The organism is Microbacterium sp. SZ1, assembly GCF_002362255.1.
Taxonomy (GTDB): domain Bacteria; phylum Actinomycetota; class Actinomycetes; order Actinomycetales; family Microbacteriaceae; genus Microbacterium.
Genome location: NZ_LPVV01000006.1, coordinates 105,459 through 131,513 on the forward strand (window position 1 = coordinate 105,459; position 26,055 = coordinate 131,513).

At 67.7% G+C, this 26,055-nt stretch carries 23 protein-coding genes and 1 tRNA gene; 6 read left to right on the plus strand and 18 right to left on the minus strand.

The genetic code is table 11. The features are described from left to right. Positions 1-3: 3 nt before the first annotated feature. From AUC47_RS06205 to AUC47_RS06215, 3 genes are read left to right on the plus strand one after another with little or no spacing between them, the layout of a single operon-like run. Entirely contained in the window at positions 4-963 is a 960-nt protein-coding gene (locus AUC47_RS06205; protein ID WP_096714341.1) for a carbohydrate ABC transporter permease, read from the plus strand. Continuing rightward, on the plus strand, positions 963-1,880 hold the full coding sequence (locus AUC47_RS06210; protein WP_096714342.1) for a carbohydrate ABC transporter permease: 918 nt from the start codon (positions 963-965) through the stop codon (positions 1,878-1,880). Before AUC47_RS06205 ends, AUC47_RS06210 begins: the two co-directional genes overlap by 1 nt. 10 nt (positions 1,881-1,890) lie before the next feature. After that, on the plus strand, positions 1,891-2,862 hold the full coding sequence (locus AUC47_RS06215; protein WP_256999467.1) for a serine hydrolase domain-containing protein: 972 nt from the start codon (positions 1,891-1,893) through the stop codon (positions 2,860-2,862). A gap of 58 nt (positions 2,863-2,920) precedes the next feature. Here AUC47_RS06215 and AUC47_RS06220 read toward each other — a convergent pair whose 3' ends face one another. The 6 genes from AUC47_RS06220 to AUC47_RS06245 form a co-directional block, all read right to left on the minus strand. Then, positions 2,921-3,094, minus strand: coding sequence for a CsbD family protein (locus AUC47_RS06220; protein WP_096714344.1), 174 nt, complete (start codon positions 3,092-3,094; stop codon positions 2,921-2,923). A 111-nt stretch (positions 3,095-3,205) separates the two neighbouring features. Next, positions 3,206-3,820: a hypothetical protein gene (locus AUC47_RS06225; RefSeq protein WP_096714345.1), complete on the minus strand. Its 615-nt coding sequence runs from the start codon at positions 3,818-3,820 to the stop codon at positions 3,206-3,208. Further along, a complete protein-coding gene (locus AUC47_RS06230; RefSeq protein WP_096714346.1) occupies positions 3,817-4,401 on the minus strand; it encodes a DUF6286 domain-containing protein in 585 nt (194 codons plus the stop codon). Before AUC47_RS06230 ends, AUC47_RS06225 begins: the two co-directional genes overlap by 4 nt. After that, positions 4,398-4,793 carry a hypothetical protein gene (locus tag AUC47_RS06235; protein WP_096714347.1) on the minus strand — a complete coding sequence of 132 codons (396 nt, stop codon included), beginning with the start codon at positions 4,791-4,793 and terminating at the stop codon, positions 4,398-4,400. Before AUC47_RS06235 ends, AUC47_RS06230 begins: the two co-directional genes overlap by 4 nt. Further along, positions 4,793-4,981 carry a DUF2273 domain-containing protein gene (locus tag AUC47_RS06240; RefSeq protein WP_096714348.1) on the minus strand — a complete coding sequence of 63 codons (189 nt, stop codon included), beginning with the start codon at positions 4,979-4,981 and terminating at the stop codon, positions 4,793-4,795. Before AUC47_RS06240 ends, AUC47_RS06235 begins: the two co-directional genes overlap by 1 nt. Beyond that, a complete protein-coding gene (locus AUC47_RS06245; protein WP_179297540.1) occupies positions 4,978-5,496 on the minus strand; it encodes an Asp23/Gls24 family envelope stress response protein in 519 nt (172 codons plus the stop codon). The genes AUC47_RS06240 and AUC47_RS06245 overlap by 4 nt, the downstream gene beginning before the upstream one ends. Positions 5,497-5,888: 392 nt before the next feature. On the opposite strand from AUC47_RS06245, the gene AUC47_RS06250 reads away from it, so the two are divergent. Further along, positions 5,889-6,215 (plus strand): hypothetical protein, encoded by a 327-nt coding sequence (locus AUC47_RS06250; RefSeq protein WP_096714349.1) that lies wholly within the window; start codon positions 5,889-5,891, stop codon positions 6,213-6,215. A 47-nt stretch (positions 6,216-6,262) separates the two neighbouring features. Continuing rightward, positions 6,263-6,538: a hypothetical protein gene (locus AUC47_RS06255; protein ID WP_096714350.1), complete on the plus strand. Its 276-nt coding sequence runs from the start codon at positions 6,263-6,265 to the stop codon at positions 6,536-6,538. Positions 6,539-6,705: 167 nt separating this feature from the next. Here AUC47_RS06255 and AUC47_RS06260 read toward each other — a convergent pair. Then, a tRNA-Tyr gene (locus AUC47_RS06260) sits at positions 6,706-6,790 on the minus strand. 86 nt (positions 6,791-6,876) lie between these two features. Beyond that, positions 6,877-7,800: a carbohydrate kinase family protein gene (locus tag AUC47_RS06265; protein ID WP_096714351.1), complete on the minus strand. Its 924-nt coding sequence runs from the start codon at positions 7,798-7,800 to the stop codon at positions 6,877-6,879. Between the two features lie 83 nt (positions 7,801-7,883). Here AUC47_RS06265 and AUC47_RS06270 point away from each other — a divergent pair, with 83 nt between their 5' ends. Next, positions 7,884-8,471: a hypothetical protein gene (locus AUC47_RS06270; RefSeq protein ID WP_096714352.1), complete on the plus strand. Its 588-nt coding sequence runs from the start codon at positions 7,884-7,886 to the stop codon at positions 8,469-8,471. A 64-nt stretch (positions 8,472-8,535) separates the two neighbouring features. Here the strand turns inward: AUC47_RS06270 and rpoC are convergent, their stop codons facing one another. The 10 genes from rpoC to AUC47_RS06320 form a co-directional block, all read right to left on the minus strand. After that, positions 8,536-12,411, minus strand: a complete 3,876-nt coding sequence (rpoC, locus tag AUC47_RS06275) for a DNA-directed RNA polymerase subunit beta' (RefSeq protein ID WP_096714353.1) — start codon at positions 12,409-12,411, stop codon at positions 8,536-8,538. Between the two features lie 83 nt (positions 12,412-12,494). After that, the gene (gene rpoB, locus AUC47_RS06280) at positions 12,495-15,995 is read right to left on the minus strand and encodes a DNA-directed RNA polymerase subunit beta (protein ID WP_096714354.1); all 3,501 of its coding nucleotides are present in this window, start codon (positions 15,993-15,995) and stop codon (positions 12,495-12,497) included. Positions 15,996-16,215: 220 nt separating this feature from the next. After that, positions 16,216-17,928: an ABC transporter ATP-binding protein gene (locus tag AUC47_RS06285; RefSeq protein ID WP_096714355.1), complete on the minus strand. Its 1,713-nt coding sequence runs from the start codon at positions 17,926-17,928 to the stop codon at positions 16,216-16,218. Further along, the gene (locus tag AUC47_RS06290; RefSeq protein ID WP_096714356.1) at positions 17,925-18,890 is read right to left on the minus strand and encodes an ABC transporter permease; all 966 of its coding nucleotides are present in this window, start codon (positions 18,888-18,890) and stop codon (positions 17,925-17,927) included. Before AUC47_RS06290 ends, AUC47_RS06285 begins: the two co-directional genes overlap by 4 nt. Positions 18,891-18,936: 46 nt before the next feature. Next, on the minus strand, positions 18,937-19,941 hold the full coding sequence (locus AUC47_RS06295) for an ABC transporter permease (protein ID WP_096714357.1): 1,005 nt from the start codon (positions 19,939-19,941) through the stop codon (positions 18,937-18,939). Between the two features lie 148 nt (positions 19,942-20,089). After that, on the minus strand, positions 20,090-21,763 hold the full coding sequence (locus AUC47_RS06300; protein ID WP_096714358.1) for an ABC transporter substrate-binding protein: 1,674 nt from the start codon (positions 21,761-21,763) through the stop codon (positions 20,090-20,092). Between the two features lie 153 nt (positions 21,764-21,916). Further along, positions 21,917-22,792, minus strand: a complete 876-nt coding sequence (locus AUC47_RS06305) for a MurR/RpiR family transcriptional regulator (protein WP_096714359.1) — start codon at positions 22,790-22,792, stop codon at positions 21,917-21,919. 14 nt (positions 22,793-22,806) lie between these two features. Further along, positions 22,807-24,318 (minus strand): glycoside hydrolase family 3 protein, encoded by a 1,512-nt coding sequence (locus AUC47_RS06310; protein ID WP_096714360.1) that lies wholly within the window; start codon positions 24,316-24,318, stop codon positions 22,807-22,809. Further along, on the minus strand, positions 24,315-25,148 hold the full coding sequence (locus AUC47_RS06315) for a carbohydrate ABC transporter permease (protein ID WP_096714361.1): 834 nt from the start codon (positions 25,146-25,148) through the stop codon (positions 24,315-24,317). The genes AUC47_RS06310 and AUC47_RS06315 overlap by 4 nt, the downstream gene beginning before the upstream one ends. Further along, positions 25,145-26,055 (minus strand): carbohydrate ABC transporter permease (locus tag AUC47_RS06320; RefSeq protein WP_256999468.1); only part of this gene is annotated, 911 nt, incomplete at its 5' end. The genes AUC47_RS06320 and AUC47_RS06315, both read right to left, overlap by 4 nt.

Consider the following 26,055-nt stretch of genomic DNA (forward strand, 5'->3'; position numbering starts at 1 on the left):
GACATGGCACTGACCATCCCCCTCCGGCGCACCACGCCGAATCGCCGCAGCCGCACCGGCATCGCGCTCACCACCCCCACCGCGCTGCTCTTCGTGCTGCCCGCGGCGGTGCTGTTCGCGGTGCTGATCCTGTACCCGATGCTCGCCGCGCTCAGCTATTCGCTGTTCGACTGGCAGGGCACCAAGCAGGGCGGCTTCGCCGGCTTCGGCAACTACATCACCCTGCTCACCACCGAGCCGTACGCCTCTGAGCTGTGGAACGCATTCGGGCACAACCTGCTGCTGTTCGTCGGGGCGCTGGTCTTCCAGAACTCCCTCGGCCTCGGCATCGCCACCCTGCTGCACCGCCGCAAGCGCACGAAGCGGTTCTTCCAGACGATCTTCGCCCTGCCGTACCTCGTCAGCCCGATGGTGATCGGGTACCTGTGGTCGCTCATGCTGTCGCCGCTCTTCGGGCCGGTGAACGCGATCCTGCGCGGTGTCGGGCTCGAGAGCCTCGCCCTCCCCTGGCTCGGCGACCCGCAGCTCGCGATCTGGGTCATCGTGCTCGTGAGCGCCTGGCAGTGGATCGGCTTCCCGATCCTCCTCTACGGAGCGGCGCTCGGCGGCATCCCCGAGGAGATCGAAGAGGCTGCGTCGCTCGACGGCGCGACAGCCGGCAAGCGCTTCCGCTACATCACCCTGCCGATGCTGACGCCGACGATCGGCATCATCACCGTGCTCACGTTCATCGGCAGCATGGAGGCGATGGCGATCCCGTTCGCGCTCGCCGGCTCGAACGGCGCCCCTGCCGGGTCGACCGACGTGATGATGCTGCTCTTCTACCGCACGGCGTTCGAGTCGGGGAACCCGAACTCCATCGGGGTGTCCTCCGCCCTCGCGACCGTGCTCTTCCTCTTCATCATGGTGATCTCCGTCGTCATCACCTCGACCATGCGTCGAGCCGAGCGAAAGCTGTTCTGATGAGCCTCCTCACCGATTCGCGCACCGAGCCGAGCACCGAGGCCATCGTCTCCCGGCGCCCGGATGCCCGCCGACGACGCAGCAGCCGCACGTCCGACACCCCGCTGGTCGGGCGGATCTTCGCGAACGTCTTCCTGTGGGGCTACGCGCTCGTCGCGATCGGCCCGCTGCTGCTCATGGTCAACAACTCGCTGCGCACGCAGCAACAGATCGCGACCGAGCCGCTGGGCCTTCCCCTGCAGCCGACGTTCACCAGCTTCCAGAACGCGTGGATCACGGCATCCTTCGACACGTACTTCATCAACTCGATCACCGTGACGGTCGGCTCGGTGATCGTGACGACCGCGGTGTCGGTGCTCGCCGCCTACGCCTTCGCCCGCGCTCGGGCGAAGTTCTTCCGTGGCATCGAGGCGGTGTTCCTGTCCGGGCTCATGCTGCCGGTGCACCTCGCGATCCTGCCGCTGTTCTACCTGCTCGACTCGCTGCGCATGACGAGCAACGTGTTCAGCCTGATCCTCGTGTACGGCGCCCTCGGCATCCCGTTCACGACCTTCGTGCTGACGGTGTTCTTCCGCGCTCTGCCGATCGAGCTCGAGGAGGCCGCGCGCATCGACGGGGCAGGGCCGTTCCGCACGTTCCTGCAGATCCTGCTGCCGCTCGTGCGGCCGGCGCTCGCGACGGTGATCGTGTTCCGATTCGTGCCGGTGTGGAACGACTTCTTCTACCCGCTGATCCTGCTGCGCGACCGGGGGTCGTACACGCTGCCGGTGGGGCTCACCCGCTTCTTCGGCGAGTACTCGACCGATTGGCCGCAGCTCTTCGCAGGTCTGACGATCGCGACCATCCCGCTCGTGGTGCTGTTCCTGCTCGCCACGAAGCAGATCATCAACGGCCTGACCTCCGGCATGAGCAAGTGAGCCGGCCGTGGTGAACGGGGCGCCCGGTTCGGCGTGGGCGTCGCTGACCTCGGCCGGTGGGATCGAGGAGGTCGTGGTCGCGGGAGCCCCTGCGCACGACGATCCGACTCGTCTGACCGAGGAGCACCTGTTCGACCTCGCCTCGCTGACCAAGATTTTCACGACCGTGACGGCCCTGCGACTGGTCGACGACGGATCGATCGATCTCGACGGACCGGTCGTGTCTGTGCTTCCGGTCGGTTCGGGGCGCGACGCCGAGACGATCACGCTGCGCCATCTGCTCACGCACACCTCGGGACTCCCCGCCGAGGGACGACTCTGGCGCACCGGAATGCGCGGGGAGCAACTGCGCGACGCGGTGCTCGGCTCGGCGCTGCTGAGTCGGCCAGGAGACACCCACCGGTACTCGGACCTAGGGTTCATCGCGATCGGTGAACTGCTGGAACGCGTCTCCGGCCGCCGGCTCGACGCGCTTGTCGGCGAGACCGCCGCGCGGATCGGTGCGGAGTGGCTGACCTGGACACCCGACGCCGCTCGTGCGGTGGCGACCGAGGTGCAACCCCACCGGGGTCTCGTGCGCGGAGAGGTGCACGACGAACTCGCTGCGGCCCTCGAACGCCCCGCCGGGCATGCCGGGCTCTTCGGTACCGTCCACGATGTGGCAGCGCTGGCCCGCGTCGTGCGCGACGACGGCGTGGGCGCGGGGGGCCGCGTCCTGTCTCCCGAATCCGCACGGCTGCTGAGAGAGCCCGTCGTGCAGGCCGACGGCTTCGAGCAGGCGGTGGGCCTGCGGGTTCGCGATGCGAACTGGATGGGACGGGCGGATGCCGTCGGCCACACCGGCTTCACCGGTACCGCCTTCGCGGTCTCGCCCCGCACCGGCGACTACGGAGTCCTCCTGCTCAACCGCGTGAACCCCACGCGGGAGGATGCCGACGCCAGCGCCGCGCGTCGATCGTTCTTCGCGTTCCTGGCGGCCTGACGCACGAGAAGGGCGGGAACCGTCATCCGGTTCCCGCCCTTCTCCGTGCTCGGAGCGCTCAGTTCTTGAACGCGTCCTTGACGTTCTCGCCGGCCTTCTTGGCGTCGGCCTTGATCTGGTCGGCCTTGCCCTCGGCCTCGAGCTTGTCGTTGTCGGTCAGCTTGCCGACGGTCTCCTTCGCCTTGCCGGCGATGTCCTGAGCGGCGTTCTTGATCTTGTCGTCGAGTCCCATGATGTGTCCCTTCGTGGTGGTGGATCGTGACGGCGAGATGCTCTCTCGCCGCCTTATCGTCGGCCTGTGAGCACCCGACGATAAGTCTGTGAATGCGCGTCAGCCCTCGGATCAGGACAGTCGGCGCTGGTCGTGGGCGAGCCGCGCGCGGAGTCCGGTGTGGATCGACACGTAGGTGGCCGTCTCGCGCCCGGTGAGAGTGGCGAGGTTGGTCAGCAGTCGGTCGAGGTGGTCGACGAGGTCGCGGGGGTCGGTGTTCTGCCGAGGCGTGACCGCGACGTGCAGCACCGGCTCGCGGAGGATGTCGTTCGCCGTGACGCTCGTCGACAGGATCTCGTCGCGATTCGCGAGCGAGTTCTTGACGGCATCCGACACGAACGACTCGGTCACGGTCACGCGCCCCAGCGGGTTCTGCGACCCCGAGGAGCGCAGCGCGGTCTTCGAGCGGCGACCGGCGACACTGGTGAGCGCGAGGATCAGCAGCACGATCACGACGACGATGGCGGCGACGGCGCCGATCGCGACCCAGGAGGCGCTGCTCCCGGCGATGGTCGTCGCGGCGAGCGCCTGGTCGAGCCACGACTCGGAGTTCTTGGCGGCCTCGGTCCAGATGTCGGAGGCCGTCGGCCAGCTCATGATGGCGACGCCCACGGCACCGAGCGCCAGGAACAGGAGGCCGATGAGGAACAGCAGGATGCGGTTCAGCACACGATTCGTGTTGTTCACAGCTCGTCATCCTCCTGAGTCGGGCGTTCGATGCGCACGCGGGTGCGGACGCTGCGGGTGAGACGGTAGGTCTCGAGTTCGGCCTCGGCAGCCGCCTGCACGGCTGCCTTGTCGACGGGGATGCCGACGCCCGGCCGCACGGTGACGTCGACGCTGCGGTGTCCGACGCCGACGGTGATGTCATCGCGGGCGAGCCCGGCCTCCTCGGCGAGGTGCTGGGCGAGAGCGCTCGCGATCACGCCGTTGTCGACGACCACGGCCCGGTCGCCCGCGTCGATCGTGTGACGGGAGAGCCTGCCCGGCGTCACGGCCAGCCACAGGAAGACGAGACCGATGATCGCGAGCACGACGCTGCCGGCGATGACGAGGCCGGCGGGCTGGGCCGTCGGCAGTCCGATGAGCCACCCCGCCGCCGCGGCCGGACCGAGCAGGAGCGCGGGCTGGGCCAGGAGGCTCAGCACGATCTCGAGACCGATGTAGGCCAGGGCGAGGATGAGGAGGATGACCGCGACGAACATCGCGACGGTGCGCGGTGAGTGGGTCTCGCGTCGTACGACGCGACGCAGTGCCGGGCTGGTCATCGCACTCGTCTCCTCTCGGGGATGGTCGCTCCGGTGATGGTCAGCGCGATCCGGCTGACCTCGCGCCCGAGGATGCCGGTGAGGCGGTGCTGCAGCTGCTCCTGCAGCTCTCTGGCGCGGTCGAGGACGGGGGTGGTCTGGGAGATCGCGACGGTGTCGTCGAGATCGGGGACGGGGAGCGGGCTGGAGATGCGGAGGGAGATCCCCGCGGCCCGCTCGATGACATCGGCCTTCACATCACCGCGGGAGACGCCGATCATCGACGCGGAGGCCTGCTCCACGACGGTGCGATACGCGCGTTCCCGCACGGTGACGCGGCCGGAGACGGCCTCCCCGCCGGTGGCCGGCCCCGAGGGGCCGCCACCGGCGATGACGTTCTGGTCGACGCTCATCAGGAGGTTCGCCGCCCCGTGAAGACGTCGGCGAGGCTGCGGACGTCGAGCTTGCCGGAGACGATGCGCCCCACGAGCGCGCCGATGCCGGCGAGGACGGCCACAAGGAGGAATCCCCAGAAGCCGAACGCCAGCGCGGCGAGCGCGAGGAGGGCACCGATCAGGGCGCCGGTGGACGTGGGGCTCATGAGACGCGCGACTCCTCATTCTCGGTGCTGTCGTCGCCGGGCACGTGCACGTCGTTGACCTCGACGTTGACCTCGACGACCTCGAGACCGACGAGGCGGGTGATCGCACCCGCGACAGCGGCGCGGACGTTGTTCGCGACCTCCTGGATGGGGGCCGGGTACTCGACGACGATGGTGATGTCAGCGGCGGCCTGGGTCTCCCCGACCTCGACCTTCACGCCCTGCGCGAGGTCGGTCGCGTTGATCACGTCGCGGATCGCGCCGAACGCGCGGGCTCCGCCGCCGCCGAGCGCGTACACACCGGGGATCTCACGGGCTGCGATACCGGCGACCTTCGCGACGACGCCGTCGGCGATCGTCGTGGTGCCCGCGGCGTTGACGTCGGCGGGGACTCGGGACGTCGAGAACGACGACGAGCGGTCGACGCGCGGCGCGGGGGTGACCGCGGCGGTGGTGTCAGCCAGCTCCTTCTCGGCGGGGCTGGTGGAGGTGTTCTTCTGGTCCTGCGTTGCCATGACGAGTCCTATCTGTATCGACGGCCGGCCGATCCCCGAGGGTGTCGCCGGGAGCGTGTGTGTCGCTCATAGATAGGACGCACGAGGTGCGCGATTCGTCACAAAGAAGTTCGACGAATGTCGAGAAAGTGCAGAGAAGTTCGCGGAAGGATGCCACGGGCTATTCGGCCTGGGCGGTCCATGCTCAGAAGAGCCTTGGACAGGACACCGGCCGCTCCCTCGGAGCAGACCCGCGTGCCGGAGCGTCCGGCGTCGATCCGGCGGCCGCAAGGCGTGTCAGCGGCGAGACGTGCCAGCCGATAAGCGCGGCAGTTTTCGCAGTGATCCACTCCTTCGGTTCAGGCATCGGCAGCTCCTTCCCGTCGGATCACGGGGCGGGATACGCTGTCCGCATGTCCGGCCAGAACGACGACGACGTGCGCCAGCTGCGCCAGCGCATGGGTGAACCCGCGGCTGAGCCGACCCCTTCGCTGATCCAGCAGCGGATGGCGCTCGATCGACAGAGGAACCTGGCGATCATCTTCTTGATCGTGTTCGGGTTCAACGCGGCGTGGTGGTTGGCGAGAGGAACTCTTGACAACGGCGGGGTGATCTCCTGGATCTTGGCCAGTCTGTTCGTGATCGTTGTGGCGATGAGCGTTCACTCATTGTTGAGTGCTCGCAGGAAGCTCCGGGCATTCGAGGCTGAGCACGGCCCGGGCGCCGGAAAGCGGTCGTAGCGCGGCATTCACGTCTCGTCCCCCTGCTCTGCCAGTACGCTCTGCCCATGAGCGAACCCGATGCCGAGCCGTCCCTCGTCCAACAGCGCATGGCTCTGCAGCGTCGGCGGAACTTCGCTATCTACACGATCGGCTCCTCGATCGTTCTCGGAGCCATCTGCGTCACGCTGTTCTTCACGAGTGGCGGTGATGTGAGGGGATGGATTGCTGCGGCGTTGTTCGCCGTTGGCCTCGGACTCGGCATACGGGATCTTCTCCGGGCCAACGCTGCCACAGGCGAGTTCGAGAGCAGGCACGGCAAGGACGCTGGCAAACAGTCGTAGCGCGTCGCTCGGCTGGACGCGGTGGGGTTGTCCGTCGCTGCGGTCGCGAGCGTCGTGCTTCTCCGCGCCACTCTCGCGAGGCTCGGCGCGCCACTAGGCGCGCCTCAGGAACGCGAAAGAGCCCCTGACGCTGTGTGAAGAACGCTGAGTCAGGGGCCAAATCGAAGTGGTGGCGAGTGAGGGATTCGAACCCCCGAATGCAGTGCAGTCTGATTTACAGTCAGATCCCTTTGGCCGCTTGGGTAACTCGCCGTTGCGCGCCCGTCCGACTTCGACAGCCAACCGGGGGCACGAGTCATAATCATACCCGGATGCGGCGGGCCGGAGAAATCGAGCGGTCAGCTGCCGTGCACGCCCTTCTCCCCCTCGCGCAGCGACTCCGGCGTGCGCAGCAGACCGCCCTCGGCGCGGACGGTCGCAGCGGCGACATCCATCGCCCGCTCGAGCAGTGCGACCCAGCCCTCTCGGTCGGTCGGGGTCCCGTCGACCAGCCCGGCCGCCACGGCGGCGAGCGTCGCGTCGCCGGCGCCGACGGTGTCGACCACCCGCCCCGGGAGTGACGAGATCGGCGCGTGCACGGCCCCGGCACCCGATTCCAACGTCGCGCCGTCGGCGCCGGCTGTGGCGAGCACGGCGCCGACGCCGAACCCCCGCAGGCGTTCTCGGAGCGCATCCAGGTCGCCGTCGTAGAGCAGCCCGGCGTCGTCACCGCCGACCTTCACGATCTCGGCATCCGCGGCCAGCCGCTCGAAGCCGCGGACGAACTCGGCGCGGTCGCTGAGCATGCCCGACCGCGGGTTCGGATCGATCGCGAGACGCGCCCCGGCGACGGCATCCGCCAGCGCATCCACCTCGGCCGGCACGTCGAAGGGGAAGCAGCTCACGGCGACGAGCGCGGCATCCGCGATAGCCTCCTTCGCATCGGGCGAATAGCGGATGCTGCGCCGCTGCGCCGCCTCATTGAACAGGTAGACGGGCTCACCGTTGGCCGCCCGCTGCACGATCGCGCGCGACGAACCGAGCGGGGCCTCGCTCTCGATCAGACGCACGTCGTGATCGCCGAGGTACTCGCGGATGTGCGCGCCCGCCTCGTCGTCGCCCACCATGGCGATGAGCGTCGTCGGAACCCCCAGCCGCCGCAGGCCGACGGCCACGTTCAGGGCGGCGCCGCCCACCAGTTCGCGGACGCCACCGGCATCCCGGATCTCGTCGATGAGAGCGTCGCCGATCACGACGACGGACGCGGAGGAATCAGTGCTCATTCCGCCGACACTACCGGTCACCACCCGCCTCGTGCGGCGGCATGTCGCCTTGCCCGCGAGACCCGGGGCGATACGGTGAGCGCATGAACGGACGACTCGCCGCCGGAGCGGCTGCCCTGGTGCTCCTCGTCGCGCTCACCGGCTGTGGGGGCGACACGTCCGGCGAGTCGGACGCGAAACCCTCGCCGTCGGCATCCAGTGCGTCGCCCGACGAGACTGCCTCCCCCACACCCACGCCGACCCCGACGGCCGACGCCGTCGAGCTGCCGACGGACTGCCGCGCGATCCTCTCCGAGGACGTGCTCTCGCAGCTGGGCGAGACGCCGTTGAACGATGCCGCGTTCGGCCCGTCCGGCGTCGGCGAGGACGGCACGCTGACCTGCATCTGGCGCGACCCGCGCGCCGACACCAGCGGCCTCGTCACCACTGTCTCGCGCATGAACCGCGGACCGGCACTCGACATGCTCAACGCGCTCGTCACGAACGAGGGCTTCTCGTGCTTCACCCCCGACGGCGGCACGCGCTGCGAGAAGACGTGGCAGAACGAGCAGTACCCCGTGACCGACGGTCGCACGCTGTTCTGGTGCGACGACATCCTCATCGACACCCGGTACTCGAACCTCGCGCCGACCGGCTACACCTCGAGCATCATCGCGCACCTCTTCGACTGAAACGCCCAACTGCACGAAGAAGGCCCCGGGCTGATGCCCGGGGCCTTCTTCGTCACTCAGTACCTCAGTTGTAGGTACCGGGGGTGATGTCGTCCGTCGAGAACGCGTCGAAGTCGACGTAGCCGAAGTCGCCGTCGGCGTACGCACCGTCGGATGCGAAGATCCGGTTCGGGTAGCGCTCGCTCTTGGCTTCCTCGGTGGCCTCGACCGTGACGTCGCGGTACTTCGAGAGACCGGTTCCGGCGGGGATGAGCTTACCGATGATGACGTTCTCCTTGAGACCGACCAGCGGGTCGCGCTTGCCCTCCATGGCGGCCTGCGTGAGCACGCGGGTCGTCTCCTGGAAGGATGCGGCCGACAGCCACGACTCGGTCGCGAGCGACGCCTTCGTGATACCCATCAGCTCCGGACGACCCGACGCGGGGCGCTTGCCCTCTGCCACGGCCTCGCGGTTGATCGACTGGTAGCGCTTGAGGTCGACCATCTCACCCGGCAGCAGGGTCGTGTCGGCGTGATCGACGACGGTGACCTTGCGGAGCATCTGACGGACGATGACCTCGATGTGCTTGTCGTGGATCGGCACACCCTGCGAGCGGTAGACGCCCTGGACGCCGCCGACGAGGTAACGCTGCACCTCGCGGGCACCCATGACGCGCATGACCTCCTTGGGGTCGAGCGTGCCGACCTGCAGGGGCTGACCGACCGTGACGTGCTGGCCGTCCTCTACGAGGAGGGTCGCACGCTTCAGCACCGGGTAGACGACGGGCTCGTCGCCGTTGTCGGGCGTCAGGATGACCTTCTTGGCCTTGTCGGTCTCGTCGATCGTGATGCGGCCGTCGGCCTCGGCGATCGGCGACGCACCCTTGGGGGTACGAGCCTCGAAGAGCTCCTGCACACGCGGCAGACCCTGGGTGATGTCATCCGCCGATGCCGAACCACCGGTGTGGAACGTACGCATCGTCAGCTGGGTACCGGGCTCACCGATCGACTGGGCCGCGATGATGCCGACGGCCTCGCCGATGTCGACGGTCTTGCCCGTCGCCAGCGAACGGCCGTAGCACTGTGCGCAGACACCCACGGCGGAGTCGCAGGTCAGGACCGAGCGGACCTTGATGGTCTCGACACCGGCGGCGACCAGCTTGTCGATGAGCACGTCGCCCACGTCGTCACCGGCAGCGGCGAGGACCTCGCCCTTGCTGTCGACGACGTCGGACGCCAGGGTACGGGCGAACACCGAGTTCTCGACGTTCGCGTCGCGCACCAGCTCGCCCGCGGCGTTCGGAGCGGCGATCGGGAGCTCGAGGCCCTTCGACGTGCCGCAGTCCTCTTCGCGGATGATGACGTCCTGCGAGACGTCCACCAGACGACGGGTCAGGTAACCCGAGTCGGCGGTACGCAGAGCGGTGTCGGCGAGACCCTTACGGGTACCGTGCGTCGCGATGAAGTACTCCGCGACCGACAGACCCTCGCGGTACGAGGAGATGATCGGACGCGGGATGATCTCACCCTTGGGGTTGTTCACGAGACCACGCATACCGGCGATGTTCCGGATCTGCAGCCAGTTACCACGAGCACCCGACGACACCATGCGGTTGATGGTGTTGTCCTGCGGGAAGTGCGCCTTCATCGCAGCCTGGACCTCGTCGGTCGCCTCGGTCCAGATCTTGATGAGCTCCTGACGACGCTCGGCGTCGGTCGTGAGGCCCTTCTCGTACTGGGACTGGACCTTCGCGGCCTGCTTCTCGTAGCCGGCGACGATCTCCGCCTTGTTCGGCGGGGTGAGGATGTCGCTGAGCGCGACGGTCACACCCGAGCGCGTGGCCCAGTAGAAACCGGCGTCCTTGATGCGGTCCAGCGTCGCCGCCGTCTCGACCTTGGGGTACTCCTCGGCCAGCTTGTTGACGATCTGCGACAGCTTGCCCTTGTCGGCCTGCTCGCGGACGAACGGGTAGCCCTTCGGCAGCGCGTCGTTGAAGATCGCCTGACCGAGCGATGCGTCGACCAGACCGTGCTTCTCGTAGCCCTCGGGAGCCTCGCCCTCGAGGAAGGCCAGACCCGGGATGCGGATGCGGACCTTCGCCTGCAGGTCGAGGGTGCCCTCGTCGTACGCCAGCTGCGCCTCGCCCACGGAGCCGAACGCGCGACCCTCACCGGCTGCGCCCTCCTTGACCGTGGTCAGGTGGTGCAGACCGATGATCATGTCCTGCGAAGGCAGGGTGACCGGACGGCCGTCGGACGGCTTCAGGATGTTGTTCGACGCGAGCATCAGCACGCGGGCCTCGGCCTGAGCCTCGACCGACAGCGGCAGGTGCACGGCCATCTGGTCACCGTCGAAGTCGGCGTTGAACGCCGCGCAGACGAGCGGGTGCAGCTGGATGGCCTTGCCCTCGACGAGCTGCGGCTCGAACGCCTGGATGCCGAGACGGTGCAGGGTGGGTGCACGGTTCAGCAGCACGGGACGCTCGCGGATGATCTCCTCGAGCACGTCCCAGACCTCGGGACGGGTGCGCTCGACGGCGCGCTTCGCGGCCTTGATGTTCTGCGAGTGACCGAGGTCGATCAGACGCTTGATCACGAACGGCTTGAAGAGCTCGAGCGCCATCTGCTTGGGCAGACCGCACTGGTGCAGCTTCAGCTGCGGGCCGACGACGATGACCGAACGGCCGGAGTAGTCGACGCGCTTGCCGAGCAGGTTCTGACGGAAGCGACCCTGCTTGCCCTTCAGCATGTCGCTGAGGGACTTCAGGGCGCGGTTGCCGGTACCGGTGACGGGACGACCGCGGCGGCCGTTGTCGAACAGCGCGTCGACGGCCTCCTGCAGCATCCGCTTCTCGTTGTTGACGATGATCTCGGGGGCGCCGAGGTCGATCAGACGACGAAGACGGTTGTTGCGGTTGATCACACGACGGTAGAGGTCGTTCAGGTCGGAGGTCGCGAAGCGGCCACCGTCGAGCTGCACCATCGGGCGCAGCTCCGGCGGGATCACCGGCACGACGTCGAGGACCATGGCGGCCGGGCTCATGCCGGTCTCCAGGAACGAGTTGACGACCTTGAGGCGCTTGATCGCACGGATCTTGCGCTGACCCTTGCCCTCGGAGATCTGCAGGTGCAGGCTCTCCGCCTCGGCGGCCAGGTCGAACGACTGCAGACGACGCTGGATCGACTCCGCGCCCATGTAGGCCTCGAAGTACTGACCGAAGCGGTCCTGCAGCTCGTGGAAGACGTCGTCCTCGGGGCGGAGTGCGCCGACCTCGAGCGTGCGGAAGTCCTCCCACACGCGCTCGAGCTTGGCGATCGCCTCGTCGGCACCCTTGCGGATGAGCGACATCTCCTTCTCGGCGGCGTCCTTGACCTTCTTCTTCTGGTCGGCCTTGGCACCCTCCGCCTCGAGAGCGGCGAGCTCCTCCTCCAGCTTGGCCAGGCGCTCCGCGATCTTCGAGTCGCGGCGGTCGCCGAGCGTCTTCAGCTCGAGACGGATGTTGTTCTCCTGCGTGCCCAGGTCGCGGTGACGAGCTTCCTCGTCGACCGAGATGACCATGTAAGCGGCGAAGTAGATGACCTTCTCGAGGTCCTTCGGCGCCATGTCGAGCAGGTAGCCGAGGCGCGAGGGCACGCCCTTGAAGTACCAGATGTGGGTGACGGGTGCGGCGAGCTCGATGTGGCCCATGCGCTCACGACGGACGGAGGACTTGGTGACCTCCACGCCGCAGCGCTCGCAGACGATGCCCTTGAAGCGGACGCGCTTGTACTTTCCACAGGCGCACTCCCAGTCGCGGGAGGGGCCGAAGATCTGCTCCCCGAAGAGGCCGTCCTTCTCCGGCTTCAGGGTGCGGTAGTTGATGGTCTCAGGCTTCTTGACCTCGCCGTACGACCACGCGCGGATGTGGTCAGCGGTGGCCAGGCCGATGCGAAGCTCATCGAAGGTTGTTGCGTCGAGCACTAGTTCTCCTGTGTCGGAATTCTTTTGAGAAATCGGGCTTCGGCGGGCTCAGCGGCGATGCGGCGCTGAGCCCGTCGAGGCGTTTAGATCTCGTCGATCGAGGCGGCCTCGAAGCGGCTGGAGATGTTGATTCCGAGCTCTTCCGCTGCGCGGAAGGCCTCGTCGTCGGTGTCGCGGAGGTTGACAGCCGTACCGTCGGCCGAGAGGACCTCGACGTTCAGGCAGAGGGACTGCATTTCCTTCATGAGCACCTTGAAGGACTCGGGGATGCCGGGCTCCTGGATGTTCTCGCCCTTGACGATCGCCTCGTACACCTTGACGCGGCCGAGGATGTCGTCGGACTTGATCGTGAGGAGCTCCTGGAGCGCGTACGCGGCGCCGTAGGCCTCGAGGGCCCACACCTCCATCTCACCGAAGCGCTGACCACCGAACTGCGCCTTACCACCGAGCGGCTGCTGGGTGATCATCGAGTACGGACCGGTCGAACGCGCGTGGATCTTGTCGTCGACCAGGTGGTGCAGCTTCAGGATGTACATGTAGCCCACCGAGATCGGCGCAGGGAACGGCTCACCGGAGCGACCGTCGAACAGCTGCGTCTTCCCGCTCGAGTCGATCAGGCGCACACCGTCGCGCGTCGGGAGCGTCGAGTCGAGGAGACCGGAGATCTCCTCCTCGCTCGCACCGTCGAACACCGGGGTGGCGACCTTCGTGCCCGGTGCGGCCTCGAACGCCTGCTCGGGCAGCTTGACGGCCCACTCGGGGGTGCCCTCGACCTTCCAGCCCTGCTTCGCGATCCACCCGAGGTGGGTCTCGAGGACCTGGCCGAAGTTCATTCGACCGGGGATGCCGAGCGGGTTGAGGACGATGTCGACCGGGGTTCCGTCCGCGAGGAACGGCATGTCCTCGATCGGGAGGATCTTCGCGATGACGCCCTTGTTGCCGTGACGGCCGGCGAGCTTGTCACCCTCGGTGATCTTGCGCTTCTGGGCGATGTAGACCACGACGCGGCGGTTCACGCCGGAGCCGAGCTCGTCGTCGCCGTCCTCGGCGTTGAACTCCTTGACGGCGATGATCGTGCCCTGCTCACCGTGGGGCACCTTCAGGGAGGTGTCACGGACCTCGCGGCTCTTCTCGTTGAAGATCGCGCGGAGCAGACGCTCCTCGGCCGACAGCTCGGTCTCGCCCTTCGGCGTGACCTTGCCGACGAGGATGTCGCCGGGGCGGACCTCGGCGCCGATGCGGATGATGCCGCGCTCGTCGAGGTCCTTCAGGAGCTCCGGGCTGACGTTGGGGAGGTCACGGGTGATCTCCTCCTTGCCGAGCTTCGTGTCGCGGGCGTCGACCTCGTACTCCTCGATGTGGATCGAGGAGAGGGTGTCGTCCTTCACCAGGTCCTGGCTGAGGATGATGGCGTCCTCGAAGTTGTAGCCCTCCCACGTCATGAACGCGACGAGGAGGTTCTTGCCGAGGGCCAGCTCGCCGTTCTCGGTGGCGGGGCCATCGGCGATGACCTCTCCGACCTCGACGCGCTCACCGGCGCTGACGACGACCTTCTGGTTGTACGACGTGCCCTGGTTCGAGCGGTCGAACTTGCGTAGGTGGTACTCCTGCGTCCCGCCCTCGTCGAGCATGACGACGACGCGGTCTGCGGAGACCTCGGAGACGACACCGGCCTTCTCGGCGGTGATCACGTCACCGGCGTCGATGGCGGTGTAGCCCTCCATACCGGTTCCGACGAGCGGCGAGTCGCTGCGCAGCAGCGGCACGGCCTGACGCTGCATGTTGGCGCCCATGAGCGCGCGCTGCGCGTCGTCGTGCTCGAGGAACGGCACGAGCGAGGTCGCGACCGAAACCATCTGGCGCGGCGAGACGTCGATGTAGCCGATCTCCTCCGGCAGGAAGAGGTCGACCTCACCGCTGCCGCCCTTGGGGCGTGCGAGCACGTGGCTCTCGCGGAAGCGACCCTTCGCATCGAGCGGCGCGTTGGCCTGCGCGATGTTGAAGTCGACCTCCTCGGATGCCGTGAGGTAGTCGATCTGCTCGGTCACGACACCATCGACGACCTTGCGGTACGGCGTCTCGATGAAACCGAACGAGTTGATGCGCGCGAACGTCGCGAGAGCACCGATCAGACCGATGTTCGGGCCTTCCGGGGTCTCGATCGGGCACATGCGGCCGTAGTGCGACGGGTGGACGTCACGGACCTCGACGCCGGCGCGGTCACGGCTCAGACCACCGGGGCCGAGAGCCGAGAGGCGGCGCTTGTTGGTCAGACCCGCGAGCGGGTTGTTCTGGTCCATGAACTGCGACAGCTGCGAGGTTCCGAAGAACTCCTTGATCGCGGCGACGACGGGGCGCACGTTGATCAGGGTCTGCGGCGTGATCGCCTCGATGTCCTGCGTGGTCATGCGCTCGCGGACGACGCGCTCCATGCGGGACAGACCGGTGCGGACCTGGTTCTGGATCAGCTCGCCGACCGCACGGATGCGACGGTTGCCGAAGTTGTCGATGTCGTCGGTCGCGATGCGGATCTCGGCCTGCTTGCCCGAGCGGATGCCGTCGAACGACTCGACACCGGCGTGGATGCGGACCAGGTACTTGATCGTCGCGACGATGTCCTCGACCGTGAGCACCGAGTCGGTGAGCGGGGCGTCGAGACCGAGCTTGTGGTTGATCTTGTACCGGCCGACCTTCGCCAGGTCGTAGCGCTTCGGGTTGAAGTAGAAGTTGTCGAGGAGCGCGCGAGCGGCCTCGGCGGCCACCTGCTCGCCCGGACGCAGCTTGCGGTAGATGTCGCGCAGCGCGTCTTCCTTGGTGACGATGGTGTCCTTCGCCAGGGTCTCCTCGATCGAGGGGAAGCCGGCGAACTCGGCGAGGATCTCCTCGCTCGACATGCCCAGGGCCTTGAGGAAGACGGTGACCGACTGCTTGCGCTTGCGGTCGATGCGGACGCCGACCTGGTCGCGCTTGTCGATCTCGAACTCGAGCCATGCACCGCGGCTCGGGATCACGCGCGCCGACACGATGTCCTTGTCGGACGTCTTGTCGGGGGTCTTGTCGAAGTAGACACCGGGCGAGCGGACGAGCTGCGACACGACGACGCGCTCGGAGCCGTTGATGATGAACGTGCCCTTGTCGGTCTGCAGCGGGAAGTCGCCCATGAAGACCGTCTGCGTCTTGATCTCACCGGTGAGGTGGTTCATGAACTCGGCCTCGACGTACAGCGGGGCGGCGTAGGTCTTGCCGCGCTCCTTGCACTCCTCGATCGAGTACTTCTCAGGCTCGAGGTACGGGTTCGTGAACGAGAGCTGCATCGTCTCGCCGAGGTCCTCGATCGGGGAGATCTCCTCGAAGATCTCGCCGAGTCCGGAGACCTCGTTGACGTCGGTGCGACCGGCCTGCTTGGCCTCTTCGACACGCGCCTTCCAGGCGTCGTTGCCGACGAGCCAACCGAAGGACTCGGTCTGCAGGGCGAGAAGGTCGGGGACCGTCAGCGTGTCGGAGATCTTGGCGAACGAGAGGCGGGATGCTCCGCGTCCGTTCTTGGTGGTGGTGGATGTGGATGCGTTGCGAGCAGCAGCCAAGGGAATAACCTCCGTGAGCCCCGCAGGGCTTCTCGATTCCTTTGTCGTCAGGTGGAGTTGCGCGCTCAGAAGCTCAACGGATGCCGACCACCATATGAGGGCACGGAGAAGCGAGCGCAACTACCAACTATAGACGCGATTGTGCGACATGGCAAGCTCAATCCTTGACCAATTCCGGATGCTGCGGTAAAAGCATCCGGAACCGGTCAGGATGAGCCCGTCAGGACGCGATGTTGAGCTCGTTCCCCGGGATCGAGGCGAGGAGACGCCGCGTGTACGGGTCACGTGGGTTCGTGAAGATCTCCTCCGAGGAGGCGGCCTCCACGAGCACTCCGTCCTTCATCACGCACACGTAGTCACTGATCAGCCGCACCACAGCGAGGTCGTGCGAGATGAACAGGTAGCTCAGGCCGTACTCGCGCTGCAGGTCGCCGAGCAGCGTGAGGATCTGGTCCTGCACCAGCACGTCGAGCGCCGACACCGGCTCGTCGCAGACGATCAGGTCGGGCGACAGAGCGAGCGCCCTGGCGATCGCGACGCGCTGGCGCTGCCCGCCGGACAGCTCCGAGGGGTAGCGCGTGAGCATCGACTGCGGCAGCGCCACGTCGTCGAGCAGCTGTCGCACGCGCTTGCGGCGGTCCGCTCCGCTCCCCCGCTTGTAGAAGTCCAGCGGTTCGGAGATGAGGCGCTCGATCGTGAACATCGGGTTCAGGCTCGAGTACGGATCCTGGAAGATCGGCTGCACCCGCTGGCGGAAGTCCCTCGTCTCCGCTCGGCTGAGCGACGACACGTCCTTGCCCTCGAAGCGGATGAGGCCGCTCGTCGGCTCGATGATCTTCAGCAGCATCCGCGCGGTCGTCGTCTTGCCCGACCCCGACTCCCCCACGATCGCCACCGTCTCACCGCGCGGGATCGCGAGCGACACGTCGTTCACCGCGACGAAGTCGTCCTTCTGCCCGCGAACCGGGTACACCTTGGTGAGGTTCTCGATCTCGACGATGTTGTCGGCGGGGCGCTGCGCCGCGGCATCCTCGCTCGCTTCGCCCTCGTCGGCGGCGCGGTCCTCGACCCGGAACGCCTCGGGCCGCAGCCGTGCGGCGGCGACGGACGGCGCCGCCTTGACGAGCGACTGGGTGTACGGATGCTGCGGAGCCTCGAGGATCTGCCGGGCCGGCCCCTGCTCCACCACGCGACCGCGGTGCATCACGACGACGCGCTCCGCGCGCTCCGCCGCCAGGCCGAGGTCGTGCGTGATGAGCAGCACGGCGGTGCCGAGCTCGCGGGTCATCGCACCGATCTGGTCGAGGATCGTCTGCTGCACGGTGACGTCGAGCGCACTGGTCGGCTCGTCGGCGATGAGCAGACGCGGCTTGCAGGCCAGACCGATCGCGATGAGCGCTCGCTGCCGCATGCCGCCCGAGAACTCGTGCGGGTACTGCTTGGCCCGGCGCTCGGGGTCGGGCAGCCCGGCGGCGCTCAGCGCCTCGACCACCTTCTCCTGCACGTTCTGCCGGGTGGCGAGCCCGTGTGCGAGCAGCGTCTCGGCGACCTGCGTGCCGATCTTCGCCACCGGGTTGAGGTTCGACATCGGGTCCTGCGGGACCATGCCGATGTCGCGACCACGGATCATCCGCAGCTCGTTCTCGGAGGCATGCGCGATCTCGCGGCCGTCAAGGCGGATGCTGCCGGCGGCCACGCGACCTCCGCCGGCGAGCAGGCCGATGATCGCCATGGCGGTCGTCGACTTCCCCGACCCCGACTCGCCGACGATCGCGACGGTCTCGCCCGGTGCGATCTCGAGATCCACCCCCTCGACGGCGTGCACGACGCCGTCCATGGTGGCGAAGTCGACGGCGAGCCCCTCGACCGACAGCAGCGGAGCGCTCGGCATCCGATTCTCCTTGTTCTGTTCCATGACGCCTTCGTCGTTCATCGCGCCCTCGTCCTCGGGTCCATCGCCTCACGCAGCGCTTCACCGAACAGGGTGAAGCCGAGCGCGGTGACCGCGATGCAGATGCCGGGGAGGAACGCCAGCCACGGGGCGATCGCCAGCTCGTCCTGCGCGTAGGTGAGCATCCGGCCCCATTCCGCGGTCTCGGGGCGTCCGCCGCCGAGTCCGAGGAACGACAGCGCGGCGGCGTCGATCACGGCGGTCGCGAGCGTCAGGGTTCCCTGCACGATCACCGGTCCGATCGCGTTGGGCAGCACGTGCGACATCGTGATGCGGCCACGGCCGAGGCCCAGGGTCTGCGCCGACAGCACGTAGTCGCTCGACCGCTGCTGGAGCATCGAGGCGCGCAGCAGGCGGGCGAAGATCGGCACCTGCGATGCTCCGATCGCGATCATGACCGCGAACGGCGTCTGCCCGAGGATCGCCGCGATCGACACGGCGAGCAGCAGGTTCGGCACCGACAGGATGATATCGACGACGCGCATGATGATCGTGTCGACCCAGCCGCCGAACGTGCCGGCGATGAGTCCGAGCAGCATGCCGCCGACGAGACCCAGTGCGGTCGAGACCACACCGACGAGCAGCGAGGCCTGCGCACCCCAGATGAGCTTCGACAGCACGTCACCGCCGAAGCGGTCGAGCCCGAGCGGGAACTCCGGCAGCTCGCCCGGTCCCGGGATGTACGTGGGGGTGATGTTCTTCGCGCCGGGCAGCGCCGTCTCCGGGTACGGAGCCAGCACGGGTGCGAGAGCCGCGACGAGGACGAACGCGAGCACGATGGCCGCGCCGATCCACGCCGTCGGGTTGCGACGCAGGCGACGGAAGACGTCGCGCCAGAAGCCGCCGGGGCCCTCCTTGAGAGCGGTCTGCGCGACGGCGACGGTGTCGACGACCTCGCCGCCGGCGGCCGATGGGCCCTGGGCGGGCGGGAGCGAGATGCTCATGACACCGCCTCCTCTCCGTGGGTGTTCGGGTGGGACATGCCGATCATCACTGCACCCGCACTCTCGGATCGATCAGGCTGTACGACACGTCGACCGCGAGGTTGATGAGGGCGTACGCGATGGCGATGAAGATGATGAACCCCTGCAGCACCGGGAAGTCCCTCGTGAAGATCGCCTTCGCCAGGAACGAGCCGATACCCGGGAACGCGAAGACGGTCTCGGTGAGAACCGCTCCCGAGATCAGCAGGCCCGTCTGCAGGCCGATTGTGGTGACCACGGGCAGCATCGCGTTGCGGAGGATGAACCGGTTGCGCAGAGTCGTCGACCCCACGCCCTTCGCGCGGCCCGTGCGCACGAAGTCGGCGTTCTGCACCTCGAGCACACTGGCGCGCGTGATGCGCACGATGATCGCGAGCGGGATGGTCCCCAGCGCGAGCGCGGGGAGGATCAGATGCAGGATGGCGTCCCACGACGCGTCGAACTCGCCGGTGATGATGCCGTCCCACACGTAGAACCCGGTGACGTGGGTCGCGTCTATGCGGGGGTCCTGCCGGCCGTCTGACGGCAGCCAGCCGAGCTGCACCGCGAACACGTACTTGAGGATGAACGCGAGGAAGAACACCGGGATGGTGATGCCGACGAGGCTCAGCACCACCGACGCGTGGTCGGTGAACTTGCCGTGGCGGCGGGCGGCCCAGTATCCGAGCGGGATGCCGACGCCCACCGCGAAGATGAGAGCCGTGACGCTCAGCTCGATCGTCGCGGGGAACCGCCGGAAGAACTCCTCCATGACGGGCCGGTTCGTCTGGATCGACGTGCCGAAGTCCCCCTGCACGAGACGGGACACCCAGACGAAGTACTGCTCGAGGATCGGTCTGTCGAATCCGTAGAGCTTGTTGACCCGCTCGATGGCCTCGGGGGTCGCCTTCTCGCCGAGAAGCGCGACGGCCGGGCCGCCGGGCAGGGCCCTGACCCAGGCGAACAGCAGGATGCTGAGGCCGATCAGGGTGGGGATGAGGAACAGCAGTCGCCTGCCGATGGTGCGCAGCACGAAGAACTCCTATCACTCGGTCGGCGTCCCGGTCGTCGAGCGAGGAACGGAGTGACGAGACGAAACGCGTTCCTTCGCGGAATACGCGTTTCGTCTCGCTCCGCTCGCTCGACGACCGGTGCGACGACCGGTTGGCGGCGTCAGCCCGTTACTTGGTGAGGACGATGTCCGTGAAGACCTCGTCGTTCACCGGGCTGGCCGGGTAGCTCTTCACACGCGGGTCGAACGCGAGCGTCGGTGCCGGGTGCGCGAGCGGCACACCCGGGATGAACTGCGCCACCATCTCGTTGATGTCCTCGTACAGCGCAGTCTGCTCGTCGAGGTTGGCGACACCGCGCGCCTCGGTGAGCTTCTGGAACAGCTCGGGGTTGTCGAAGCCCCACTCCGAGCTCTGCTGCCCGAAGAACACGCCGACGAAGTTGTCGGTGTCGTTGTAGTCGCCGGTCCAGCCGAGCAGGTGGATGCCGTGGTCGGACGTACCGGTGGTGCGGTCGAGGTACTCGACCCACTCCTCCGAGACGGGCGTGGTCTGCACGCCGACCTCGGAGAGCTGCGACGACAGCACCGTGAAGATCTGCTCGGGGTCCGGCATGTACGGGCGCGAGACGTTGACCGGGTAGTTGAAGTCGAGCGACAGCGGGTTCGCCTCGGTGTAACCGGCTTCGGCGAGCAACTGCTTGGCCTTCTCAGGGTCGTAGTCGTACGTCGTCACATCGGGGTTGTACCCGTTGACGGTGTCGGGCACGAACTCGATCGCCTTCTCGGTGCCCTCGGGGAGCACCTGGCTGATCAGGGCGTCCTTGTCGATCGCGTACGACAGCGCCTCGCGGACCTTCGGGTCCTGCAGCGCGGGGATCGCCTGGTTGAAGGCCAGGTACAGGATGGTGAATGGCGGACGCGAGACCATCGTGAAGCCGTCGTCCTCGAGGGCCTTCGTGTCGGCGGGGCCGACGAGGTCGTAGCCGTCGATCGAGCCGGACTCCAGCGCCTGACGGCGGGCCGTCGGGTCGTCGATGGTGCGGAAGATGATCTCGTCGACCTGTCCCGCTTCGCCCCAGTAGTCGCCGTAGGCCTTGAGCGTGACCTGCTCACCCGGAGCCCACTCCTCGAACTGGTAGGGGCCGGTGCCGACGGGGTGACCCATGGCGTACTCCGACAGCACGGGCGCCTCGGCGGTGCCGCTCACGTCGTCAGCGCCGAACTCCGACATCGCGGACGGGCTCTGCATGCCGAACGCGGGGAGCGAGAGCGAGGCGACGAAGCCGGCGAACGGCTTGTTGAGATCGATCGTGACCGAGTAGTCGCCGTCGGGCGTGCACGACTTGTACACGGCGTTCGTCGGGTCGGACGCGTAGCCCTTGAAGAGCTTGTTGTAGTAGTACCCCAGCGCCTCGGAGGCGGCGAGACCGGTCCAGTTGTACCAGCGGTCGAAGTTCGCGCACACGGCCTCGGCGTTGAACGGCGTGCCGTCGTGGAAGGTCACGTCCTCCTTGAGGGTGAACGTGTGGCTCATGCCGTCTTCCGAGGACTCCCACTTCTCCGCCAGGAGCGGAGCGGGATCGGCCGTGCCGGGCTCGGTGCCGACGAGTCCCTCGAAGATCTGGCGGGAGACGCGGAAGGTCTCACCGTCCTGCGCGAACGCGGGGTCGAGGCTCGCCGGGTCGGAAGACGCCGCGAAGACGAACGTGCCGTCGACGTCGCCGGATGCTCCGCCGTCGCTGTCGTCGCGCTGGCTGGCGACGCATCCTGAGAGGACCAGCGCCGCGAGCGCTGCTCCGGAGACGGCGATGAGACCTCGCCGGCGTGTGATCGAGTGGTGCATGTGAAGAATGACCTTCCCTGTGGGGCGCTGCTTTGCGCGACCGGGGAGTGTTCGCCCCGGCTCACGGTGATTCCTTCGAAGCTACCCAGCGGATCCACGGATGCCAATCACCGATTCATCTCAATCGGGTATCGACTGACCGCGAATGAGGACTCAGCGACCGGATGCGCGGCGTCGAGGCGCGGCGGCCTCGTGCGTGAGCTGAAGCGGGATGACGACCGGCTCGCCTCGGTGCTGCACGACCCGTACGAACAGGATGTCGACGAGCGCGAGCTGGGCGATGCGGCTCGACATCGCCGCCATGCGGAACGGCGACTCCTGAGCGTGGGTGACCAGGACGACGTCGGCGGCGATCGCCAGCGACGAGTCGGAGACGCTCGTGATCGCGACGGTGAGAGCCCCGGCATCCCTGGCGACCTCGACGCCCCGCACCACCTCCTGCGTCTCTCCCCCGTGCGAGATCGCGACGACGACGTCGTCCGCGGTGCGGATCGAGGCCGCCGTGAGCGACAGGTGAGGGTCGGACGAGTGCGCGGCCGAACAGCCGATGCGGGAGAGCTTCTGCTGCAGGTCCTGGGCGGTGAGCGACGACGAGGCCTGGCCGAGGATCTCGATGTGCCGAGCACCCACGATGGCCAGGGCCGCCCGATCGAGGGCCGCGGCGTCGAGGCCGCGCGCGGTCTTCTCGATCGCGTCGATCTCCTGCGCGGCGAGCTTGGCGGCGATCGCAGCCGGCTCGTCGTCGCGGTCGATCGCGGTCGTGTCCAGGCCGAACCGCGCCTGCTGTGCCTGAGCGAGCGTCACGGTGCGGGCGACCGCGACGCGCAATTCGCGGTAGCCGCTGAATCCGAGCGACTGCGCGAACCGCGCGACGGTCGACAGCGAGGTGCTGCACAGCCGGGCGAGATCGTTGATGGCGAGGTCGACGACGAGCGTGGGGTCGCCGAGTATCGTCTCCGCGACCCGCGCCTCTGCAGCACTCAGTCGGGGAACGGATCGGCGCACCAGCGCGAGAACGTCAGCGTCCACGGTGCCATCCTGCCTCAGACGGGGCGTTCTGCACCCTCCGATGACGAAATGAGGGGAGCGGATGCTGCGCTGAGACGAGCCCGTGCGACCTCGGCGCCGACCCGGCTGGCCGCTCCGACCTGGACGACCGGGAGCGGCAGCGCCGCCTCCGGCGCGAGTCCGACGTTCACGACGACCGCATCCCGGTCTCGCTGCGCGGCCCGCTCGACGAGCTCGCGCTGGGCGGGGTCGACGTCGGGTCGATCGATGAGCAGCACAGTCAGACCATCGGCGGCGATGGCCTCGTCGAGCGCGGCATCCTGCTCCTCGACAGAGGTCCGGGCCACGTCGAGCCGCGCCCGGTGTCCGTCGCCGGCCAGCGCGGCCGCGACGTAGCCGGCCGCACTGTCGACCGCGAGGGATGATCGCCGCCGCGCGTCGACCACGGCCAGCTCCTTCGCGTCGGCCTCGGCGCCGGTGACCGCTCTGCCGACGATCTCGGCGGCGTCGAAGGCCGCTGAGGGGTGCGCCGCGGCATCCCTCACCTGCAGCTTCTGTGCGAGGCCGGCCACCCGGCGGGCGGCGTCCTCGACACGCTCACGCGACAGCGAGCCGTCGCGCAGCGCGGCGACGATGCCGTCACGAGCCGCGCGGAAGTCGCGCTCGTCCTGGTCGGATGCCGCGGCCTCCCCGGGGTTGGTGGGGTTGCCGATGCAGAGCAGATCGGCGCCGGCCGCGAGGGCACGGGCTGCTCCCCCGCCGAGACCCACGGTCTCGCGGATGGCCGCCATGTCGAGAGCGTCGGTGATGATGACGCCGTCGAAGCCCCAGTCGCGCAGCATCCCGAGAACTCGGGGGTTGAGCGTGGCCGGTTCGTCGCCCCACGCGGGGACGACGATGTGCGCGGTCATGATGCTGTCGACGCCCGCCTCGATCGCGGCGCGGAACGGGGCGAGATGCACGCGCTCGAACTCCTCGATGTCGAGGGAGATCTCGGGCAGTGAGTGGTGCGAGTCGAGGTGCGTGTCGCCGTGACCGGGGAAGTGCTTGACGCAGGCGGCCACGCCGCCCGTCTGGATGCCGTCGACCTCCGCCACGACGTGGCGGGAGACGAGCGCCTCGTCGCTGCCGAACGACCGCACGCCGATCACCGGGTTGCGCGGGTCGGTGTTGACGTCGGCCACGGGCCCGAGCACGACGTTGCCGCCGATCGTGGCGACCCGCCTGGCGAGCTCCGCGCCGGTCTCCCTCGTCGCCTCGATGTCGTCGACCCGACCGAGCTGGGCGGCTCCGGGCAGGGTCGAGCCGGTCGCCGACTCGAGGCGGGTGACGCTGCCGCCCTCCTCGTCGATTCCGATCAGCGCAGACGGGTTCGCCGCGAGGATCGCATCGCTCAGCTCGGAGAGCCCGTCGCCGATGTTCTGACCGAAGTACACGACCCCGGCGAGGCCGTCGCGGAGCTCGGCGAGCAGCCACTCCGGCGCCTCGGTTCCGAAGAATCCGGGCCAGAGCACGCCGTTCGCGAGGCGCTCGAGTTCGTCGGTCATCCCTTCACCGCTCCCGCGACCATGCTGGCCGACAGGCGACGCTGCACGATCACGAAGAAGATCATGACCGGCACCGTGATGATGGTCGAGGCGGCCATGATGCTGCCCCAGTCGTTGGCGTACAGACCGAAGAACGACTTGAGTCCGATCGACACCGTGTACTGGTCGGTCTGCGCGCCGAGGATCGTCATCGCGAAGATGAACTCGTTCCACGCTGTGATGAAGCTGAAGATGCTCGTCGCGACGAGACCCGGCATGACGAGCGGCAGCAGGATCGAGCGGAACATGCGCCACCAGCTCGCGCCGTCGATGTACGCGGCCTCTTCGAGCTCGACGGGCACCGCGGCGACGAAGCCGCGCAGCATCCAGATGCCGAATGCGAGCGACAGCGCCACGTAGACGACCATGAGACCCAGGATGCTGTTGAGCAGCCCGAGGCTCTTGACCTGCAGGAACAGGGGGATCACGAGCGCCTCGAGCGGCACCATCTGCACCACGAGGATCATCATGAGGATCGTCGTGCGGAACCTGAACTTGAACCGCGCGACGGCGACGGCCGCGAGCAGGCACACGAGGGCGCTGACGAGCACGGTCACGAGGGCCACGATCGCCGAGTTGCGGAGGTAGGTGCCGAAGCCGCCCTCGGTGAGGACGAACGCGAAGTTGTCGAAGCTGAACTCCTGCGGCAGGAGCGACTGGCCGCCCGATGACGCCTTCTTGTCGAAGGCGCTCGAGACCATCCAGTAGACGGGGAACAGCGTGAAGATCAGGACGGCGGCGACGCCGATCCCGACGCCGATACGCGAGCGGAGCCTGGGACGAGGGTTCACAGCTCGTCCTCCTTCATGAGGGATCGGATGTAGACGATCGTGATGCCGATCAGCACGAGCGTGAGGAGCACGGCGAGCGCCGCACCGAAGCCGTAGCGGTTCTGCCCGAAGGACTCCACGTACGACCAGACGCCGAGGTTGAGGACCTGCCTGTTGCCTCCGCCTCCGCCTGGCATGAGGTAGACCTGGGCGAAGACCTTGAAGTCCCAGATCGTCGACAGGATGATGACGACCGAGAAGACGGGCTTGAGGGTCGGGAAGATGATCTTCCAGAAGCGCGTCCAGGCGTTCGCGCCGTCGAGTGCCGCGGCCTCGAGCATCTCCTTGGAGACGCCGAGAAGCCCGGCGAGGACGGTGATCGCCACGAACGGGAAGCCGTGGTGAACGACGTTGAGGAGCACGATGCCGTAGAACGACCACTGGTTCGTGAACCAGTTCACGGCCCCGTCGATCAGGCCGAGGTTCTGCAGCACGGTGTTGAAGATGCCGCGGTCGGCATCGAAGATGAAGGTCCAAACATAGGTACCCGTGACGGCGGGCATCGCCCACGCGACCATGATGCAGCTCGAGACGATGGTGCGCCACACCGGACCGAGCCGCGCGAGCAGCAGGGCGACCAGCGTGCCGACGGCCACGGTGACGAAGACGGCGACGGCCGCGAATCCGACGGTGTTCGGCAGCACCACCGTCCAGAGCGTCGGATTGGTGAGCGCCTCGACGTAGTTCCCGAGGCCGATCCAGTTGCTCTCCCCCGTGTTGATCTCGCGCAGACCGTAGTCCTGCAGCGAGTAGATGACCACCTGGACGAGCGGCCAGAGCATGAGCACCGCGAGGATGATCAGCCCGGGAGCGAGAAGGAGCCAGGGGCGAGCCGTGATCAGCGAGAGGCCTCGCTTCTTCGGCCGGC